We start from the raw sequence: 21,052 nt of genomic DNA, 5'->3' as shown, positions 1-21,052 counted from the left end.
AATGAATCTGAATCAAATTATTTTGTGTATGAGTGACTTCTCCCTAATTCTCAAAGACTTTGTAATACACATTTTCCCTAAGTTACGCAGTGAATTAGAATTCCACCGTAGGTTAGCCAAAGGGGGTATTAAACCCGATGGAACTCCTTTTATAAATAAACGCACAGGTAAACCCTATTTAGCAACTACCCAGTTAACCCATGTATTAGTGGGTCTAACTGCACTGGTAAGATTTCTCAATTATCTAGACCAAAACTCTCTGTTGTCATCTGGAGCAAAGGTCACAGAATCGGATTTTCGCCGCGTTTGCGCCTTATTTGCTCTCCATGATTTACATAAAGATGATTATCTTGCTCGCGAAGTAAAACAGAAAGAAACTTCCATCCAACCCGTATTGATGTTAGAAATTGCTAATCAAGTATCCTTAACTGAATGGTTAAATAATGACGATTTAAATGGCTATGAATATCGTGAAGCAATGATTCATCTGAGTGATACAACTCATGGCGATCGCAAATATTGTCGTGCTGAAATCAACTACGAAAAACTCTATAGCCTAGTAAGATTAGCAGATGCGATGGCATCCATACAAACTCTAGAAGAGGGAACAAATAGTTTAAAAAACCGGATAAAGGATTTTGCTAGAAGTTTAAAAAACATTCATTTTTATTACCATAAAATAGACGATTATCGAGGATTAAGTACTAACTTATACCACCAATCAGTGGCTAAAACTTTACAAGAGAAGTACAATTTCTATCCCCTAATGTTTTTTGAAAATGGAACGATTTATATTGGCGAAAAAGATACACAATCATTTGATAAAGACAGCTTCATTAGTTCTGTCTATAATGAGTTTAACGAGTCTTTAAGCCAATTAGGTAAAGTCTCAAATGACGAGCTACAATACAATGCCAAGACTCAAAGATTTGAGAAATATATATTTGCTTTTTCAGGAATAAAACAACAATTAGAATATCTCAAAAATAATGTTATTCCTAGAGGTAAGTCTAGAACTAAAACGGACTGGTTTGAAGATTTGGTGAAGAAAAGATTTAGTGAAAATAAGAAATTTATTACTACTTTTAAAGATAAAGAAAATTTCTTAGAAATATTTAAGATTACTGATGATCAAAACAATCAGGAAGATTTTGCAGAGAAATGGAAAGCTGTCAGTAGTTATTTAGGGGGTTTGTTAAATTTACTCAGAGATGTTTATCTTGCTCCTGATGATACATGGCAAAAAACAACTGAATTTACGGGCAAATTTTTAGATATACCAAGAGATATAATGTCTAACATTTTTGATAATATTTCCACGTTTAACCAAGCGGGAACTCCTGAATTTAGTCACCTTTTAGCTTATCACTATCTTCATAGTTTCAAGCATCAAAATCAAAGTGCTTCCACCGTTCCTCTTCTGGAAATATTAGAACATTTAAATCAGCAATTATTGTCAAAATTAGAAACTGACATTGGAGAAGCGGATAATCAAGAAAAAAGGAAAAACTATGTAGAGGATGAATTAGCATTTAGTTTTGATACCCATCAGTTTTTAAGCAAAAATTTAGTTTTAAGTTGGGAAGAAAAACAAGAGATAGAAGCTGATAGTTTAACAGTTATCACAGCTAAAAATAAGACAGGTTCCCCAGCAAAATTATGTAGCTTATGTAACCGAGTAATTACTTCTAAAATGAAATCCTCGCCGATTAAAGCAGATATGATTGAGGATGGAATCAAAGAGTTTTCTAACCGGTTACTACCTAAAACTAAGGATGTGAGTTCACGGTTATGGTGTCCCCAGTGCTATTTGGAATGGATGATTAGAAAATTATCCGGATTAGGTTATGCACCTCAAGCTGAAGCCAATAATTCGGCGAGATTATACTTTTTCATTTTACCTAATCCAATTATTACTCCCGAGTTATTAGATGTGTTGAGAAATGAGTTAAACTTATTAAGAAGAACCTCTGTTGTAGTCAAACAATATGGTAAACACGGTGCCAAGAGTATTCCCAGAATTTGGTTAGAGAACAAAGATATTTCATCTGAAGGTGAAGGAAGAATTTGGCTCGAAGAGGTTTTAAACAGTTTAGCAGAAGAGACTAGTCGACAAACAAAAAATCATCAAAGGATACCCGGTAATTATTTGCTAGGATCTAACAGCTACTCTGATGATGAGTATTTAGATGATGATGATTACTCGGATGATGATCCAGAAATAAATAATGACCATCATCGTTTAGCCAGCAACTTTCTAATTTTCAGTTTAGAATCATCAAGCTATAACGAACCAATCAAAAAATCTGAACTTTGGATGAGAGGTCTTTTAACTGCTCTAGTGTTACAGGATCTATTGGGAATGCGAGTTTATTTAACCGATAGACCCTATCTTCCTGTTGCCTATTTAGACCAAATTACTAACGCTTTGGAAATAGATGGAGAGCATATAGCATTACGTTCGTTATTCAATGCTAAGGAAGAATTATCTTCTAATAAACTAAGTTTAAGAGGTGTTAATGTAGATGAATTACTAGATAGAATCTCAGCCTTATGGGTGATTAACGAAACTTTAAATGATGAGGAAAAATTCATTGCTAACTGTTTGCAAGAGATCAATCAAAATGAGCTGGCTGGTGCAAGATTTTTTGCCGATTATGATCGAAAAAAAGAGTTTAAACCTAACTCTGTGTTTACTCTGGCTTGTCATATTATTCTCGACAGTTTTGAAAAAAAGGATAATGCTTATTCTATGACTCTCAAAAATTTAGCGGAAACAATAGCTATTCAATCTTTAGATTTGTTTTTACCTTTTTCCGAGTCTGATGGTAAAGGAAAGGCTAATCGCTATGAAAAGACCTATCGCGCTGCCATTTCCACCTTGAAAGAGATCTGCCGTGAACCAAATCTTTCTAATGAAGAAATTATTGGACATATTGCGGGGAGCTTAATTAAGCAGTTAGAACGATCAACTGGAACAGGAATTGTTTTTCCCTTTCATAAAAAGGAGGAAGAAAAAAATCAACTAGCCCAAACATTTGCCCAAACTATCGTAATCAATTTATTTGAACAACGATGCAACAGGAGTTTTTCTCTTCTGAGTCGTTATGAAAATAAGTTAGCCGATGGAGTTTTCTTTTACACTAGTGTCCATTTGAGTTCTGTATGGGCTAAATGGAAGGAAAAATAACTCTCAAGTTGACGAGTCAAGTTGACAAGATCACTGAATACCCATCAATTTTTGAGGATAAGCATATCCGAATAATTATCGGACTGCTCAACTAAAAGTTCAAAAGTTAATTATTGTTAGGAGATTTAACCATGAAATTTACCAGTTTAACTAAGTACCAACGCTATTTTCATGAATCCATTCCGGTATTTCGTCAAAACAAATATATTCAAATTGTAGTGTTAAGAGAAACCAAGTCCCATGCCATTTTTACCACCGAAGGTGATACTTTAGATACGGAAATATTACAAGCAGGATATAGTTCTAAAAATGCTACTCAAAAGTTAGATAGAGTAGTAATGTTTAAACGCAAACAAATTGCATCAGAAAGACGTACTGGTAAAGCTCTTTTACGTCAATTTGGACTAGTGGCAATAGGAGATGATAATGAAAATAAAAAATCCAAACAAGAGCAAAAGGTAAAATCATGTTATTTAATGGATGGAATGTGTGGGGAATGCCCAGATTGTACTTTATATGGTTTTGCTGCGGTTAAGGGGGAGTCTTCTCAAAAGTCTCGTGTTTTAACAGATTCTTCATTTAGTTTACGGAGTTATAGTAAGATTCAAAAAATGGTTAAACTTAATGCCATTCAAGACAAAACCGAAGGTGGTGTTAGTGGTTCAGCATTTGCGGAAAAAGATACTTTAATTCCCCAGATTTTTTTGCCCTGTGTAGAAACATTGGTTGATGTTACTCCTGCTGAATTTATGTATGTTTTGGGTAATATTTTACAAACTACTCGTTATGGAGCTGAGTCTAATCGTCAAGGTTATATTCGCAATCACCTGGTGGCAATTAGTTTTGGTAATGTGGAAAAATTGTCTAATCTTGATTTAAGCCAAAGACTATATGACAAGTTATCCCCAGAAGGTCACATCAATGATATTTTGGATTTGGGTAATTTTATTAACAATGATCGACAGACTGGTAATATTTTTGATGTTGTTAATGAAGTTCTAACTGAGTTACCTGGCCATAGTCAGGCAATGTCATCAGAGGACTTAAAACTTTTAGTTGAGGAATTTAATTCGATTTTTAGTGATTTAGAAAATTGCCAAAAGTTCTTAACTGGTCTTGATGCTGCATCTCGCCAGTATGCCAAATCTAAGGGTAAAAGTTGAAAAATTGGAGTAATAGAGTAATGGAAGTTTACCGCTATTTTCTTCAATTTGAAGACTATGTTTTTTATGCCACTACGGAAAGGGGTAAAGTATTTGAAACTGGCTGGTTTATACACAATTATTCCATAAGTTATGCCTTAAATTTGGCGCGTTCTCATTATAGAGAAGAGGGACAAAAACCCAGTTATAAGCGAGATTTAGCTCCTATTAATGAGGCAGGAATTTATTTAACTCCAGCACAGGTTTTAAATAATACTCGATATTGTATCAACCAGTTTAATACCATGGATGAGACGTTTACTCTAACCCGTGGTAAGTCCTTAGGTTATCCCGCTTGGGGTTTTGCTAAGATGTTTCGTCCTATTTCTCAGAAAACTGTTATTTCTAGACCCAATCAGTTTCTTGCTAATGCATTTGGTTATTTAATCTGTCAAGACTCTTTAATTACGAGTATGGAAAGATTAAGTAATATCTATGATGCTGAAGTCAGCATACTACCGATTCAGTACCTGCGGTTGGGGAAATTTATGGCTAAGGTCAAGATGACTTTAAAAAAAGCCACTTCTGTAAATTTGGTTAATAATTCTAAAACAGTTAATGGAATGCTTAACTGGTCTGATTTGGTTACTAAACCTCAGCTCTTTGATTTAATTGCTTCAGCCTTACCCACTCGTTTATTAGAGAATGGTAAGTATTTGGTCTCTACTCGTCTATTAGAGGTTAAATTTGCTGATGATGAGGTGATTTATTTACCGAGTGATATGAATTACTTGGCTGCTCTGTAGAGGGATTTCTGCGAGTTGTCTGGGTTCTGGAGTTCATCTTTTAGGCTAATCATCTCTGAAGCTTTTGATTTGATTAGCTTTTTCTACTCCCGGTACTGGTTTCTTGTCTCGCATTTTTTAAAGGTTTGCTGTATGGTGGTTTGACTCTTTTTTCCCTGTACTTTCGTTCTACTCTTTTATGGTATATTCTATGTTAGCTCAATTCGCCTCGCAATATGTCTCTCTAGGCTACCTGCTGCAATGGGTTGGGCGATCGCCGTTCAAATTTAGACTTATCTCCATAGGAGATTGAAACGCTGCGCTTTAACTCAATTCGGTTTTCTTGAGAGTGTTCGTTCAAATTTAGACTTATCTCCATAGGAGATTGAAACAAAGAGAAAAGAGAGAGAAGAGAAGAAAGAAGACAGTTCAAATTTAGACTTATCTCCATAGGAGATTGAAACTCACTTTCGACCTGGGTGGTTGGTTGTCAAAAACCGTTCAAATTTAGACTTATCTCCATAGGAGATTGAAACGGAACACCTATTAAATTAGCAAACAAGTCTATCCTGTTCAAATTTAGACTTATCTCCATAGGAGATTGAAACACTACCCCAGTCACTTTCTACCGTACTATCTTTTTTGTTCAAATTTAGACTTATCTCCATAGGAGATTGAAACTATGGTGGGAAGACAGATACGCTGATATGAGTAAGTTCAAATTTAGACTTATCTCCATAGGAGATTGAAACCCCATTTTCTATGCGCATAAATACTTTACTAGCTCTTGTTGTTCAAATTTAGACTTATCTCCATAGGAGATTGAAACCATATTCCGGGAAAGACTTATCCCAATCCTTTACCGCGTTCAAATTTAGACTTATCTCCATAGGAGATTGAAACGTTACACCTGCTCTCAATCGGTTCCCCAAGTTATAGGTTCAAATTTAGACTTATCTCCATAGGAGATTGAAACTCCTATGTGAGACAAGGGAGATTTAAGGGTAAACACGCGTTCAAATTTAGACTTATCTCCATAGGAGATTGAAACAGCTTTATCTAGTAGCAGGATATCTGATGCGTATAGTTCAAATTTAGACTTATCTCCATAGGAGATTGAAACGTAGCTTAAATTTAGCGGTTGCAATTAATGGCAGCTCTGTTCAAATTTAGACTTATCTCCATAGGAGATTGAAACATACCTTTCTAGCTCTAGCTTCGGGGCTGTAAGCCGTTCAAATTTAGACTTATCTCCATAGGAGATTGAAACCACCCTGGGTTCTACCCGCCAGATATCCCACTTGGTTCAAATTTAGACTTATCTCCATAGGAGATTGAAACAATATTCATCCCAGAAATGTCATTGCTGTGGTTATACGTTCAAATTTAGACTTATCTCCATAGGAGATTGAAACTGTAACAGACATCTGCAATTCGCTTATATACGAAGTTTGTTCAAATTTAGACTTATCTCCATAGGAGATTGAAACCGGTTGACTCAGCTATATGCACGCCGTTCAAATAAGGTTCAAATTTAGACTTATCTCCATAGGAGATTGAAACAGTAGGTTACGGTTTAAGATGCTAATTAAGTCTAGCGTTCAAATTTAGACTTATCTCCATAGGAGATTGAAACGTTGAAAGGGAACAGAGAATCAGGGGAGCAACCAGTTCAAATTTAGACTTATCTCCATAGGAGATTGAAACGTTGAAAAAAATATCTCCAGATACCAACAACATAGTTGGTTCAAATTTAGACTTATCTCCATAGGAGATTGAAACTATGGTATTGATTAATCTAGCCAAAAAATAATTTTGTTCAAATTTAGACTTATCTCCATAGGAGATTGAAACTGGGGATAAACCCTAAACCGGTAAAGTCATCCACGTTCAAATTTAGACTTATCTCCATAGGAGATTGAAACGTGAGCTGTTTTTCCAGAAAACCTGGATTTACTTCCTGTTCAAATTTAGACTTATCTCCATAGGAGATTGAAACGTAGCTTAAATTTAGCGGTTGCAATTAATGGCAGGTTCAAATTTAGACTTATCTCCATAGGAGATTGAAACTGGGGAAATATTTCTAAAATAGCTGGAAGTCTACTGGAGTTCAAATTTAGACTTATCTCCATAGGAGATTGAAACCATGAACGAAAGCTGCATAAGAAGTATTCCATGGTTCAAATTTAGACTTATCTCCATAGGAGATTGAAACTTAGGAGCTGTATCTGAAGGGGAAGTGGAAGGTCCAGTAGAGTTCAAATTTAGACTTATCTCCATAGGAGATTGAAACAATTCAATTTACACTACTAACTTAAACCAGAAAATTTTGTTCAAATTTAGACTTATCTCCATAGGAGATTGAAACCTCCTGAACCACAAAGTATCCAAGCTCAAGGTATTCAGGATGTTCAAATTTAGACTTATCTCCATAGGAGATTGAAACAACAGACTTCTAGCTATTCTTAAAATATTTCCCAAATGTTCAAATTTAGACTTATCTCCATAGGAGATTGAAACGGATAAATCCTGCACCAAAGCCCAATCCGATGATGATAAAGGTTCAAATTTAGACTTATCTCCATAGGAGATTGAAACTCGTTCCAATGGGTGGAAATGGATGGAAAGCATAAGTTCAAATTTAGACTTATCTCCATAGGAGATTGAAACAAAAATCATGTCACGGTCAATCAACCATCCCTTGGAGGTTCAAATTTAGACTTATCTCCATAGGAGATTGAAACTTAATATACTACTAGCAGAAGATAAATCCGCTAATACGTTCAAATTTAGACTTATCTCCATAGGAGATTGAAACTGGTACTAGGAACGGATACCACTTATAAAACTAGTTTGTTCAAATTTAGACTTATCTCCATAGGAGATTGAAACAGAGTCCTGGAAATTAAAAATTTCCAAGTTACCATATATGTTCAAATTTAGACTTATCTCCATAGGAGATTGAAACTGTTGAAAGGGAACAGGAACAGTCTGTAACGTCAGCGTTCAAATTTAGACTTATCTCCATAGGAGATTGAAACTTGGGTTAAAAGATTACTTCCCGATGCTGCTGTAATTGGTTCAAATTTAGACTTATCTCCATAGGAGATTGAAACATCTTTTATTTTCCGCTAGTGTTTTGTCTAAATCCCCGTTCAAATTTAGACTTATCTCCATAGGAGATTGAAACTACAGGTCTAGTATAGTGTTTCTTGATTTGTACGTTCAAATTTAGACTTATCTCCATAGGAGATTGAAACTAATAGCTCTAAAACCATTAGGACTTCATAATCAGTGCGTTCAAATTTAGACTTATCTCCATAGGAGATTGAAACAAGCTTCAAGAAGAAACTCGATACCGAGTTGAACTTGTTCAAATTTAGACTTATCTCCATAGGAGATTGAAACCTGTGTTTTTACCACAAAACCAGGCATTATGTGCCGTTCCCGTTCAAATTTAGACTTATCTCCATAGGAGATTGAAACCGCTAGAAAGTATCTTTTAATGGCTTTACTTAATCTGTTCAAATTTAGACTTATCTCCATAGGAGATTGAAACTTTTTCCTTTTAAACGAGGTATCTTGTGCTACTGCAATCAAACTCAAATAGATATGAATGTGAGGTTCAAATACTAAACAAGCAAGACTAATCACTTTAAGTCGGAATAATTTCAAGTTTCTTATTATTTCCAGAGATTGAAGAATAATAGTAAAATTGTTAATGAATTAGCAATGAGATAAAGAAATGAAATTAAAAATTAAACCCGTATATTATCAAACCAAGCTAAGAACATCAGTTCCATTTCCGGAACTGGGAAACAACATATCACCCTATCAACATCAAATACAAACATATTGTGCCATAGCTAGGAATCAAAATTATAAAACAGCATCGCAATGGTGCAATAACTGCGAGTTAGTTGAGAGATGTGACATTAATAAATTTCAGCCTTCAGACACCCATAATAGTCTTTGTATTATTAATTCAGCTATTACAGGCGGTGGCAAAACATTAGCTAACTATGCCTACTCTGTGGAACACTGTTTAAATACATCCTCGGGAACCAAAGTATTGGGAGTCTATCCCACCAATGAATTACTACACGATCAAAAAAGAGCTATTACTAAACTATTCAAACAAATTCATGGGAGAGAGCCAACAATAGGTATTGATGGTGATTTATTAATAGTTGATGGTGAATTCCTCAGAGAAGAGAGAGAAGCAGGAGAAAGAAATATTAAACTCATTGAGTATATTTTGGGTAGAGGAAAAATAGTTTTAACGAATCCGGATATACTATACCTAATTTGTCATCATCTTTATGCTAATAGTAAAGAAAATACAGGTAGAAATATCACAGCTTTTTCCATTTTAATCAGAGATTTTAAAACCATTATTTTTGATGAGTTTCATTTATATAATATCAAACAACAGGCTTCTACCGTATGGTTCGTAGGACTTGCAACTCAGCTTTTTAATAAAATAGAAAATAAAATTCCTCATAACTTCATTTTTTCATCTGCCACACCTTTAAATCCAAAAGAAGGGTTTGGACAACAATTACACTATCTGGAAAAATTTGGCATCACTGCACTAAATATTGAACAACCGGGAGAAAAAGAAGGACGCCCAGTAATGGAAGAAATTAACTTAACTCTTGTACCAGGAAATCTAAGAGCATGGGAAGGGGAAAACAAAGCCCTTGAATTGTTACCAGATATTAAAAAACTACTATTGGATAATAACCAGCATCGTTGTTTATATGTCATGGATTCTGTGGGTACAGCTAGAAAATTAAAACAAGCACTAAGTCAAATGTTTGGACACGAAAACGTAGGAGAAGCTCATGGTTTAGTGCAACCACAGGAAAAAAAAGATGCTCTCACAAAAGTTCATACGACAGGAACAAGTGGGATCGAGGTGGGAATAGATTTCACAGATGAATACTTCAAGGATTTACTATTATTTGAGGGGAGAACAAGCTCTCAGTTTTTACAGAGATTAGGGAGAATTGGTAGGAATGGACGCGATTCTGCTAATAACCAAGTTATAGCTATAGTACCGACAGAGGTTTTTAACTATTTCCAAGAGTATCCACTGCTTTCCCACGAAATGGAACGTGATACATTTACCCAACAAATTAAACAAGCATTCCACTGGTTTGAACCTGAAAGATTTAGTAATTATCTTAGTATTTACTCACCTATAGAAGCAGAGTATACCTGTCAAATCTATCTAAAATGTTATGAATATGGGAAAAACCCCCATACAGGAAGGATAGAAGAAACTGCAGAAAGAAAAATTACCAGAGAGCAATTAAGTGAATTAATTATCCGACTATATCCAGGTTATAATCGAGAGAATATCGGCAAAAACTTAAAAAAAATGGTTGGTAATGGGACTATTACCGGGATTTTGGGCTTTCGTAATGGAGGTGGTATATTGGAAAATAATATCTATCGCATGATGAACTTTGATAAACAAAGCAAAGTTCTCCAACCATTAATTGACTTAGAAATACCTTATTTTGACTCTCTAAAATCTCAAGAAGAAAATTCTTTCCCATTTCATAGTTATTCCTTGACTTATCTATTGCGACGCACTAAATGCCAGTTTGTTAATAAACAAACATTTTTAAATAAGTTAGAAACATACTCGAATCATCCAGGATTTGATAAATATTGCAAGCAAATTTATCAAAGTGAACCGATGATTTATGCCATGGTTTATGATGATTTAACCGAGCCACGAAAATGGCATTTTACTCACCAAAGTCAATTTTTCTATTATCAATATGATAAGGAAAAACAAGAAATTGTCAAAAGAAAAATATCTAAGTTACCTCTAGGAAAAGTTAAAAGGGTTACAGGATTATCAATTGAAACTACTAAGATTGAAGATTTTACGAATCTATCATTACTTAATGAAGTTTTAAAAAAAAGAGATGCGATTATCTATATTAACTCTGGATCAGCTTTTAATATCACTCAACAAAAACATTTACCTCCATTATTTGAAGTCATAGAATTTAAATCGGGTGAAGTTCAGCATCATAAAGCTAAGTATCATTTGTCCTTTGACCTAAACGCTTTTCTGATGGAAAGTATTAATTCCCCCAATCACGACCATTCAATTATCATCTCTTGATCAGTTTGTTCACTGGTCATAAGTAGGGAGGCACAATTATTTGTAGGATGGGTCGAGTAACGAGACCCGTGGTGTTGGGTTTCATACTTCAACCCAATCTACGTTCTTACCTATCAATGTTAACTACTCTAAATAATTCATACTTCAGTGCAAATATAATTTTACCATTTCCTCTGTAATTTGTTTAAATTCCTCAACCAAAGAATCTGGCCTAGTAACTTGCACAAAAGGTAAATATTTTAGTAACCGCTGTTTAGCCCAGAAATAATCTGTAACTTCAGCGTGGATTAATAGAGCATCTTCATGATAAATACAGGGATCTTTAATTGGTGAATCTTCACGATAAAAACTTGGTTGATATTGTTTAGCAACATTTCCCCAAATGCGAAACGAAATAGGGTGGGTCATAGGAATTCTAGGGGCAAATTTGATAGGTAAGACTTTGACCTTACCCAAAATTCTATCAACACGAAAATCTATTTCTTGATTTTTGTGTACTTTATAATTATAAGCTAATAGGTATAATTTACCTTCTCTCCAATCTAAACTTATTGGTTCAACTTGACGTAAAAAAACCTCACCTTGAGTTGATTTTTTACTTGAATATTCAAACTCAACTTCTTGACGATGAGAAATCGCATATTCTAGTGTTTGAATATTAGAATAGTGATCTGATAAATTAATCAAATTTTGAGGTATTACATTAAATGCGGTGCTTTTTTGTAGTAGTTTCTGCTGAGAATCGGGAATAATCTTTGTTATTTGGGACAAAGAAGCAGCATAAGCTTTTAAACCAATATCGTCCAATAGTTTAAAAGCAAGTCTTACAGAATTTAATGTAATTTCAGGTAAATTAAAGGGAAAAGCAGGAGATCTCAAAACTCGTTTTTTCTTCTCTACCTCCAAACAAAATCCCCACTCTTTTAATCGGCTTAAGTCATTTTGTATAGTAACACGATTGTACTGGTATCCTTGATCGTTCATAAGCCGTTCTGTTAACTCATGTATAGAATGAGGTCCTTCTGAGAGATAGCGGAGTAGGAATAACATCCTCTCCGTTGCGCAGTGAGAACTTTTCCGTTTAGTCATCTGTCATCAAATTTACTACAGTTGTTGTTATACAGTTTTAACTATAGCACCAGTAATTATCCAAATTATCCACAGGTAAAATTAGTCAGTAAAATCACAAAGAAAATGCCAGTTAGTATGTTAATCCATTTTTTCCCTCATTCCCAACTTACTCGCTCTGCTAGTGGGGGTAAGTGGTTGCACGCATTAGTTTTTAATCTATTTAATCGCATTAGTCCAGAATATGCAGAGTACATACATAAACAGTATGATTATAAATTATTCACTCTATCTCCTTTGCGAACTAAGGGAAAAGAACATGAAATTGAGGAAGGACAACTGTGTCATGTCCGATTAACACTACTAGATGATCAGAAGATTAGTGAACTATTATGTATACTAGCCGAAATTGATCAACAGGAACTAAGATTAGGTAATACCACAATCTCTATTTATAATGTGCAAGTTTCCCCTGAAACTAATAACATTTGGGTTAGATACCAAAGCTGGGAAGAACTAGTAGAAAGTCCACCACAAGAATTTATTAACTTGCAATGGCACTCACCCACGGCCATTAAGCAACAACACCGTAATTCTTTATTTCCAATTCCCGAAACCATATTTTATTCATGGCAAAAAAGATGGTTGAAAATATCACCTATACCACTACCACAAGAGTTAACTCCTGATGATTGGTTCACTTCCTCTCAAATAAGTAGTTATAACTTACAAACTACTACGGTTTACTTCGGCAACTTTAAACAAAAAGGATTTAAGGGAAAAGCAAGTTATGAAATTCATGGTGATGACAATATCAAAAAAACAGCTAATATTCTGAGTCATTTTGCATTTTACTGCGGGACTGGATATAAAACCACAATTGGTATGGGACAAACCAATATAACTAGCAAGTCTTTAGACTTTTCCAAAGATAATAATCAACCCACAAACTCGAATGAAAATCCTAATATCTAATTATGAATGATGAGCAATCTTTAGTACCAATTGCGGCTATCAACAACTATAATTATTGTCCAAGATGTTGCTGGTATATTTACGTAACAGGTGAATGGCAAGATAATGAATTTACCATAGCGGGAACTCGTCAGCATGAGAGGGTAGATAGTGGAGAATTTACCAGTGAAACGAATTTGAAACAATGGCGCTCTTTGCCTCTTTATTCATACAAATTGGGATTGATTGGTAAAGCAGATTTAGTGGAACAGTCTGGGGATGAAATTTATCCTGTGGAATATAAAGTAGGTTATAGTGCTAAGTGGCAAAATGATCATCTTCAACTATGTGCTCAAACCTTGGCACTAGAAGAAATGCTTAATATTAGTATTCCCAAAGCTTTCATGTATTATGCAGCCAGCCATCAGCGTTTGGTTGTGGATATGGATGATAATTTAAGAAGGCAAACTATTCAGATAATTCAGGAAATTAGAGAGATGTTAGTCACAACTAAATGTCCTCCTAATAATTACCAATCAAAGTGTAAAGGTTGTAGTCTTTATGATATTTGTTTACCAAAGGAAACGGAAAAAGCTAGATTAGCTGCTCACGATATATAAAACAAGAGTTTCAAAGAAAATAATGTCACAGTAAAATAACGAGAGTAAAAAAATGACTATTCTCTTCCTGTTAGAACAAGATACCTTGGTTCGTCAAATTGATGAAAGATTAGAAATTTTTAAGCATGATAAAAGACTGACTGATGTCCCACTGTGTAAGTTAGAATCAGTAGTAGTGTATGGTAGAGTTATTCTTACTATTCCAGCTTTAAAAATTTTAAATCAAAGATCAATTCCTATTACCTATTTATCCGAAGAAGGTCGTACAGTTGCGACCTTGCTTCCAGAACCAAATCCGAATGCAATTTTAAGATCTAAGCAATATCAAGCTAGTTTTGATACTCACAAAACTCTAGCAATAGCTAGAGAAATTATCAGGGGTAAACTATTTAATCAACACACTATTTTGGCAAGGTTTTCTCGACAAAATGAAAGATCTGAGAAAGTCATATCAGCTTTAAAATCATTAAAGGCTTGTCAAAAATCTATTGATCAAACTACATCTTTAAATGAATTAAGAGGATATGAGGGACAAGGTGCATCATCTTATTTTGGAGTTCTAGGAGAATTATTAACGGGAACTCCCTGGAGTTTTTCCCATCGTACCCGCAGACCTCCCACAGACCCAGTTAATGCATTATTAGGATTTGGTTATGCTTTACTATATGGGGACTGTCGTGCAGCATTACATACAGTCGGGTTAGATCCATACCAGGGGTTTTTACATGGTGAGCGTTATGGACGTGCCAATTTAGCATTAGATCTTATGGAAGAATTTCGACCTATCTTTGTAGATGGATTGGTTCTACAGCTATTAAGAAATAATTCCTTAGAAAAAGAGTCTTTTATTAATTATCCTGGTGGTGCTGTTCACTTAAATGAACAGGGAATGAAGAAATTTATCCAAAGCTATGAACAGAGAAAAAATACTACATTTCAACACTCAGTTTTTGAAATTCAAACGGACTATCGACGAGCTTTAATTTTACAAGCTCGACTCTTAGCTAAACATCTAAATCAAGAAATAGAAAAATATTTACCCTTAAAAGTGAGATAAGATGATTGACGAAAGTTTTTATATCATTAGCTATGACATTTCCGAAGATAAAAGACGCAATAAAATTCATAAATGCCTTAAATCTTATGGAGAATGGAAACAGTATTCTTTGTTTGAATGTCGATTAACGTTAACTCAATATCAAAGGTTACGACAAAGATTGGATAAATTGATTAAACCTAAGGAAGATAATATCCTATTTTACAAATTAGGAAGATGTTGTCAGTATAACATTGAGAGAATTGGTTGTGATCCACCACGTAATCTGGATGTTTTTGTGATTTAAAGTTTGAGCAGGGATAATTAAGAATTTCAGTGCGATCGCCCAATTTTGTAGGTTAGGTTGAGGAATAAAACCGAACAAATAATCTCCCTGTGATGCGATTGGGAAGAACTGGCTACGCGAGATCGCCCAATCTTGTAGAAACCCAACAAAAGGATATGCTTAGTTATAACATCCGTTGTAAATATCTTCCCGTATGGGAGCGGGGATTTTGAGCAAGTTGTTCTGGAGTTCCCACACCGATGATCTCTCCCCCTTTATCACCTCCTTCTGGGCCCAAATCTATAACCCAATCCGCACAACGAATCACATCCAGGTTGTGTTCAATCACTAAGATAGAATTTCCCTTATCCACTAATCTCTGAATCACATCTAATAACTTGTGAACATCATAAAAAGATAGTCCGGTGGTGGGTTCATCTATTAAATACAATGTTTTACCCGTAGCACGTCGAGATAACTCCGTAGCTAATTTGACCCGTTGTGCTTCTCCTCCTGATAGGGTGGTAGCGGGTTGTCCCAACTGTATGTATCCCAAACCAACATCCACCAATGTTTGTAATTTGCTGACTGCTTTGGGGAGGTTTTCACAAAATGCTAGTGCTTCCTCAACGGTCATTTTTAAAACATCAGAGATGGATTTATCTTTATATTTAACTTGTAAGGTCTCTCGATTATATCTAGCTCCTTTACATACTTCACATTGAACATAAACATCCGGTAAAAAATTCATTTCTATAACATTTACCCCCTGTCCATTGCAAGCTTCACACCTACCTCCCTTGACGTTAAAGGAAAATTGTCCAGGTTTATATCCCCTAGTTTTAGCCTCGATAGTTTGGGAAAACACTTCTCTAATCAGGTCAAATACTCCTGTGTAGGTAGCTGGGTTAGATCTGGGTGTTCTCCCAATAGGTGACTGATCTATGACAATGACCTTATCCACACAGTTTAATCCTCCTATTCCACTGATTTCTGGAGGAAAGGGTACTCTTTTTAATAAATGATGTTGTAGTGCAGGATAGAGCAATTCGTTAATTAAAGTTGATTTTCCTGAACCGGAAACTCCGGTTACAGCAACTAATTTTCCCAAAGGAATTTCCACATCTATGTTTTTTAAGTTATTGCGGTGGGCATTTTTAATGTTCAGAGTTTTGCCATTTCCCCCTCTTCTAGTTGTGGGTGTATCAATTACTATTTTTTTGGATAAATAGACTCCTGTTAGGGAATTTTCTGCCTTTAATACATCTTCAATTGTTCCTTGGGCAATAATATTTCCCCCATGAATACCTGCACCCGGACCAATGTCAACTATGTGATCTGCTGCTCTGATAGTTTCTTCATCATGTTCTACCACAATTAGGGTATTTCCCAAATCTCGCAGTTTAATCAGGGTTTTTAACAGTCTATCATTATCTCGTTGATGGAGTCCAATGCTCGGTTCATCTAACACATAAAGCACTCCTGTTAAACCGGAACCAATTTGGGTCGCTAGTCTAATTCGTTGTGCTTCTCCACCTGACAAGGTCATGGCGGGACGATCTAAGGTCAAATAATCTAAACCTACATCTAGTAAAAATTGCAATCTCTGTTTAATTTCTTTAATGACTAAATCGCCAATTTGTATTTGCCGAGCAGTTAATTTTAAGTTTTCTATTCGTTCCTGAAATTCCCTAATTGATACGCTGGTTAAATCCCAAATTCCATATTGACCTAATTTCACAGCTAAAGCTTCCGGTTTTAGTCTTTTTCCGTCACAAACTTCACAAGGTTGATCGATTAAATATTCTTCTAGTCTCTGCTTGATTAGTTCCGTTCCTCCCTCGTATTGTCTTTGTAACATGGGAATTACTCCCCTAAAATTTTGTTTTCTCCCTCCCGTTGTGTTTTCTAGCTTCTCTCCATATAAAACTATTTCTTGCTGCTCTTTAGTTAGATCCCCCCACTGGGTTTGTAATTGAAATCCATGTTGCACTCCCAAGGCGTACAATAATTCTAAATAATAGGAGTTTTCCTTATCTGACCAAGGTGCTATGGCTCCATATATTGGTGCTTTATGATCGGGTATCAATAACTCAGGAGAAAATCTTTTTAGTGTGCCAATTCCATGACAGTGGGAACAAGCACCGTAGGGAGAGTTAAAGGAAAATAATCTGGGGGATAATTCTTCCATTACCCCCCCATGTTCTGGACAGGCAAAGTTCTCTGAAAAGATAATCTCTGATGGTAATTCCTCTGAGGAAATATTTTTATCTACCTCATCTGCAGGGTTTTTTATCAGTTCAATTATCCCTATTCCCTCGGACTGTTTCAAACATGTGGTGAGAGAATCTACTAGACGCTCCTGAATACCTTCTTTTTTAACTAATCTGTCAATTACCAGTTCTATATTATGACTAATATTTTTATCTAATTCTATACCCTCTGAAAGTTCGAAAATCTCTCCATTGATCCGCGCTCTAACAAACCCCTGGGCTGCTAAACTGGAAAGCAGTTTCCGATGGGTTCCCTTTTTTCCCCTCAGCACAGGTGCCAAAATTTGAAATCGAGTACGGTCAGGAAGTGATAAAATGCGATCGCACATTTGGTCAATGGTCTGGGGAGAAATAGAGCGATCGCAATGGGGACAATGGGGTTCACCAGCACGTCCATAAAGCAATCGCAGGTAATCATAGATTTCTGTAACTGTTCCCACGGTGGAGCGAGGGTTATGGGAGGTGGATTTTTGATCAATAGAAATAGCAGGGCTTAGTCCTTCAATGGATTCTACATCGGGTTTATCTAATTGACCCAAAAATTGACGAGCATAGGCACTTAGTGATTCTACATAACGTCTTTGACCTTCTGCAAAGATGGTATCAAAAGCTAAGGAGGATTTCCCCGATCCAGAGACGCCAGTAAATACAATTAATTGGTCACGAGGTAAGTCCAAATCAATATTTTTCAGATTATGCTGTCTAGCACCGCGAATGCGAATGGTATTCTCCTGATTTGGAGTGTGGGGAAGGTTATCGCTTAATAAATTTTTTACTGATGGATTTGGCATTTGACACTACTTCACATTAACAATGGAGAATTAAAGAATTTAATATTATAGAGTTATAGCCCCGCATTTTAGCAGCGGGACCAGATGGGCTTAAAGATTTTTCTTTCTTAACCAGTCAATAATTACCCCATTGACAAGATCTGGAACTTCATCATGGGGACAATGACCAGCATTGGAAATGGGTACAATTTCAATATCCTTACCACTATTAGCCGCTTCTGCATAAATATTGGTCCCAGTTATGGGTATCCACGGATCCTTTTCACCCCAAAGAACTAATAAGGGATGTGTCAACTTGGGTAGTAGGGTAATGGGAGCTGGTCCTGGAGGTGCGGTGACAATGGAAGCAAAAACTTTCCTAGCACCGCGATCGCAGGATGGTTCATAAAGTATATCTACTAGTTCATCAGTAACTGCATTGCGATCGCAATATACTTGGTATAAGGTACGACGGATTTGAGATTTGGTGCGAACCCGATTAAAAACAACAGTTCCTGTAATGGGATTAGTAACCAATTGACGAAAAGTGGCCATAAAAAATCTAGTAATGGGGTTTAATTCCCGAGGACGATGATTTAAACCCCCAGCAGAATTAATCAAAACCGCCCCACTGGCAATTTCCGGATGTTGGGTGACAACCATTAAACTCAAAAGCGCACCAATAGAATTACCAACAAATATAGCGGGTGACTGGATATGTTCGTGATAAAAATCCCTTAGTAGCTCTACCCAAACTTCCATGCTATATTTTATGTCTGCTTTTTCAGAACCTCCAAATCCCAATAAATCCAGGGCAAAAACCTGATAACCCGCTTTAGCTAAAATAGGGATGTTTTTGCGCCAGTGACCAATAGAAGCTCCGAATCCATGAACCAGAACTAGGGGTTGACCCACACCCATAACAGTATATTGGATTTTATAGTTTCGCCAAGTCCAAATTTGTTTTTCTATGCTTGGTAAATTTTCAGTGGTGATCATGGTAAGTGGTTAAGATTTCTAAAGAATTGTTTCTTTATAGTAATCTTCTTCTTATGCTCTTGACATTGTGGAAAAAATATCATGGCGGAGTTAGAACAATATCCGAAAATACAATGGTAGAATAGTTGCTGTGTAAAAATCAATCATTTGGTTAAATAAAAAACAATGACTAACAGTAAATTAACGGTATTGAAAGGCCTAGTTTTTGCCTCCCTAATTAATATAATTAATATGTTGCCAATACAGAACTGGGCAATTCAGTCATTGGCCACAGCAGCCACTCACCGGCAACTTTTGGCACAGGAATCGGTTCCCATAGAAATTCCCACACCTCAACCAGTGCGGGGGAAAAAATCCGGATTTACACTTTATATTTGGCAACCTAACGGCACAATTTCTCCAGTTATTGCTCGTATATCCCTGAAAGCCAAATATGGAGAGAAATATCTCCAAGAAAGATTTTTGGGAGATTATCAATATAAAATTAAGCAAAAAGCTAAATTTGAAAATGGGTTTAAATGGGGTGATCGCATTGTGGTTAGATTATATGATACACAAAACCAACTGATTGGTTATACGGAATTTGCTTGTTTACCCAACCACACCACAGTCAACCTCATTTTACCAGCGAATTCCCCACCAAATCCCCTAGTAAGAGTTTTTTACGGAGTTGATAGTGATGAAGATGGGATCGTTGATCCAGATACAACCATGAGCTACGACTACTTCACGGCAATCAGGAACCAAAAGGTTACCTTCCTCAGTAGTCCGCCAGAGATTGATCTTAACCCCTATCAAGCTGCAGGATTTGCAAAAGTTGCCCAACCAAGTACGTATCCTAGGAGCTTTACCGAGGGACAATTTGCCCTAGTTAGTAAAACCATTAGCATTAATGATTCCCAACTAGCCAAAGCTCTACTATCTCCTCCAGGTAGCCTAGTACAACTAACCCAACTGAGTGAAAGTGCATACCAGCTGAATAACTTATTGGCTAAATATAGAGAGGTGGGAGTTGCCAAGGGAATTCGGGTACGATTTTCCGATCTTCCCCAAAATTACTGGGCCAAAGACTATATTGAGGAATTAGCCGCCATGGAAGTCATTGACGGTTATCCTGATGGCACATTTCGCCCCCATGCTCCCATCACCCGGGCCCAACTAGCTACCCTATTGCCAAAAATCTTTTCTAAAGCTAAAATGGGAGGAAAGATCACATTTGGAGACATTCCCAAAAACCACTGGGCCTACAATGCCATCCAGGAAACTTATCAGATGGGTATTCTGACCCCTAGTGCGAACAGAAAATTTCGTCCTGACCAAAAACTCACCCGTTTAGACGTTTTAACTACCATAGCAAAAGCCTTGAATTATAAATTCACCGGTTCAACAAAAGATATATTATCTATTTACCAAGACGCTTCTACAATTAGGAGTCAACACCGGGGGCTGATTGCTGCTCTTACAAAAAACAGTGTGGTTGTCAATTACCCAAACATAAGATTATTAAACACCAGAAAACTAGTGACTAGGGCAGAGGTTTGCGCTTTATTATACAGAGCAATGGTTAGCCAAGGGAATGTGCCTGATTTTTCATCTGTATACACAGTTAGATCCAATATCAAGTGAGGAATGCAAATAATTGGACCCAATCATAATAATTCCAGAGTGGAAACCTCAATCAAAACCTGAATAAGATGATATACTAGTTGGACTATCTTTAAGGAATGTTGGTATTGTCTATGGGTAAAGACTTAGAAAATTAAAATCACCTAAAATCATCC

Annotated in this window: 12 protein-coding genes and 1 CRISPR repeat array; of the genes, 9 read left to right on the top strand and 3 right to left on the bottom strand. The window is 36.0% G+C overall.

Features of this window, described 5'->3' with window-relative positions; genetic code table 11:
• Nucleotide 1 precedes the first annotated feature (1 nt).
• From cas10d to cas3, 4 genes are all read left to right on the top strand, one after another.
• Nucleotides 2–3,190 carry a type I-D CRISPR-associated protein Cas10d/Csc3 gene (gene cas10d, locus IAR63_RS05110; RefSeq protein WP_187706827.1) on the top strand — a complete coding sequence of 1,063 codons (3,189 nt, stop codon included), beginning with the start codon at nt 2–4 and terminating at the stop codon, nt 3,188–3,190.
• Nucleotides 3,191–3,321: 131 nt separating this feature from the next.
• Nucleotides 3,322–4,353, top strand: coding sequence for a type I-D CRISPR-associated protein Cas7/Csc2 (cas7d, locus tag IAR63_RS05105; RefSeq protein WP_187706826.1), 1,032 nt, complete (start codon nt 3,322–3,324; stop codon nt 4,351–4,353).
• A gap of 20 nt (nt 4,354–4,373) precedes the next feature.
• Complete coding sequence (cas5d, locus tag IAR63_RS05100; RefSeq protein WP_187706825.1) at nt 4,374–5,138, top strand: type I-D CRISPR-associated protein Cas5/Csc1; 765 nt, start codon at nt 4,374–4,376, stop codon at nt 5,136–5,138.
• A 258-nt stretch (nt 5,139–5,396) separates the two neighbouring features.
• A CRISPR array of direct repeats spans nt 5,397–8,676; the repeat unit is 37 nt; unit sequence GTTCAAATTTAGACTTATCTCCATAGGAGATTGAAAC.
• 186 nt (nt 8,677–8,862) lie between these two features.
• Nucleotides 8,863–11,265 carry a type I-D CRISPR-associated helicase Cas3' gene (gene cas3 / locus IAR63_RS05095; RefSeq protein ID WP_187706824.1) on the top strand — a complete coding sequence of 801 codons (2,403 nt, stop codon included), beginning with the start codon at nt 8,863–8,865 and terminating at the stop codon, nt 11,263–11,265.
• Between the two features lie 144 nt (nt 11,266–11,409).
• On the opposite strand, the gene IAR63_RS05090 is transcribed toward cas3, so the two are convergent.
• Nucleotides 11,410–12,249, bottom strand: a complete 840-nt coding sequence (locus tag IAR63_RS05090; protein WP_187706823.1) for a helix-turn-helix transcriptional regulator — start codon at nt 12,247–12,249, stop codon at nt 11,410–11,412.
• Between the two features lie 210 nt (nt 12,250–12,459).
• Here IAR63_RS05090 and cas6 point away from each other — a divergent pair, with 210 nt between their 5' ends.
• Genes cas6 through cas2 form a run of 4 tightly spaced genes read left to right on the top strand, consistent with a single transcriptional unit; the run spans nt 12,460 to nt 15,250 of the window.
• Nucleotides 12,460–13,308: a CRISPR-associated endoribonuclease Cas6 gene (cas6, locus tag IAR63_RS05085; protein ID WP_187706822.1), complete on the top strand. Its 849-nt coding sequence runs from the start codon at nt 12,460–12,462 to the stop codon at nt 13,306–13,308.
• A gap of 2 nt (nt 13,309–13,310) precedes the next feature.
• Nucleotides 13,311–13,907, top strand: a complete 597-nt coding sequence (gene cas4 / locus IAR63_RS05080; protein ID WP_057177009.1) for a CRISPR-associated protein Cas4 — start codon at nt 13,311–13,313, stop codon at nt 13,905–13,907.
• Nucleotides 13,908–13,959: 52 nt separating this feature from the next.
• Nucleotides 13,960–14,964: a CRISPR-associated endonuclease Cas1 gene (gene cas1, locus IAR63_RS05075; RefSeq protein ID WP_006278535.1), complete on the top strand. Its 1,005-nt coding sequence runs from the start codon at nt 13,960–13,962 to the stop codon at nt 14,962–14,964.
• Between the two features lies 1 nt (nt 14,965).
• Complete coding sequence (gene cas2 / locus IAR63_RS05070) at nt 14,966–15,250, top strand: CRISPR-associated endonuclease Cas2 (protein WP_006278534.1); 285 nt, start codon at nt 14,966–14,968, stop codon at nt 15,248–15,250.
• Nucleotides 15,251–15,413: 163 nt separating this feature from the next.
• Here cas2 and uvrA read toward each other — a convergent pair whose 3' ends face one another.
• Complete coding sequence (gene uvrA / locus IAR63_RS05065; RefSeq protein ID WP_187706821.1) at nt 15,414–18,293, bottom strand: excinuclease ABC subunit UvrA; 2,880 nt, start codon at nt 18,291–18,293, stop codon at nt 15,414–15,416.
• A gap of 90 nt (nt 18,294–18,383) precedes the next feature.
• Nucleotides 18,384–19,271 carry an alpha/beta fold hydrolase gene (locus IAR63_RS05060; protein WP_187706820.1) on the bottom strand — a complete coding sequence of 296 codons (888 nt, stop codon included), beginning with the start codon at nt 19,269–19,271 and terminating at the stop codon, nt 18,384–18,386.
• Between the two features lie 165 nt (nt 19,272–19,436).
• Here IAR63_RS05060 and IAR63_RS05055 point away from each other — a divergent pair, with 165 nt between their 5' ends.
• Nucleotides 19,437–20,897, top strand: coding sequence for an S-layer homology domain-containing protein (locus IAR63_RS05055; protein ID WP_235678357.1), 1,461 nt, complete (start codon nt 19,437–19,439; stop codon nt 20,895–20,897).
• Nucleotides 20,898–21,052 lie beyond the last annotated feature (155 nt).

Origin of the sequence: Cylindrospermopsis curvispora GIHE-G1, from assembly GCF_014489415.1 — a bacterium.
Lineage (GTDB): Bacteria > Cyanobacteriota > Cyanobacteriia > Cyanobacteriales > Nostocaceae > Raphidiopsis > Raphidiopsis curvispora_A.
Note: the sequence above shows the minus strand (reverse complement) of the source record. Positions and strands in the feature narration are given on the sequence as shown.

Excerpts from the sequence above, each read along its gene's own strand:
- cas10d (WP_187706827.1), top strand. The coding sequence starts at position 2 with ATGAATCTGAATCAAATTATTTTGTGTATGAGTGACTTCTCCCTAATT.
- cas7d (WP_187706826.1), top strand. The coding sequence starts at position 3,322 with ATGAAATTTACCAGTTTAACTAAGTACCAACGCTATTTTCATGAATCC.
- cas5d (WP_187706825.1), top strand. The coding sequence starts at position 4,374 with ATGGAAGTTTACCGCTATTTTCTTCAATTTGAAGACTATGTTTTTTAT.
- cas3 (WP_187706824.1), top strand. The coding sequence starts at position 8,863 with ATGAAATTAAAAATTAAACCCGTATATTATCAAACCAAGCTAAGAACA.
- IAR63_RS05090 (WP_187706823.1), bottom strand. The coding sequence starts at position 12,249 with ATGAACGATCAAGGATACCAGTACAATCGTGTTACTATACAAAATGAC.
- cas6 (WP_187706822.1), top strand. The coding sequence starts at position 12,460 with ATGCCAGTTAGTATGTTAATCCATTTTTTCCCTCATTCCCAACTTACT.
- cas4 (WP_057177009.1), top strand. The coding sequence starts at position 13,311 with ATGAATGATGAGCAATCTTTAGTACCAATTGCGGCTATCAACAACTAT.
- cas1 (WP_006278535.1), top strand. The coding sequence starts at position 13,960 with ATGACTATTCTCTTCCTGTTAGAACAAGATACCTTGGTTCGTCAAATT.
- cas2 (WP_006278534.1), top strand. The coding sequence starts at position 14,966 with ATGATTGACGAAAGTTTTTATATCATTAGCTATGACATTTCCGAAGAT.
- uvrA (WP_187706821.1), bottom strand. The coding sequence starts at position 18,293 with ATGCCAAATCCATCAGTAAAAAATTTATTAAGCGATAACCTTCCCCAC.
- IAR63_RS05060 (WP_187706820.1), bottom strand. The coding sequence starts at position 19,271 with ATGATCACCACTGAAAATTTACCAAGCATAGAAAAACAAATTTGGACT.
- IAR63_RS05055 (WP_235678357.1), top strand. The coding sequence starts at position 19,437 with ATGACTAACAGTAAATTAACGGTATTGAAAGGCCTAGTTTTTGCCTCC.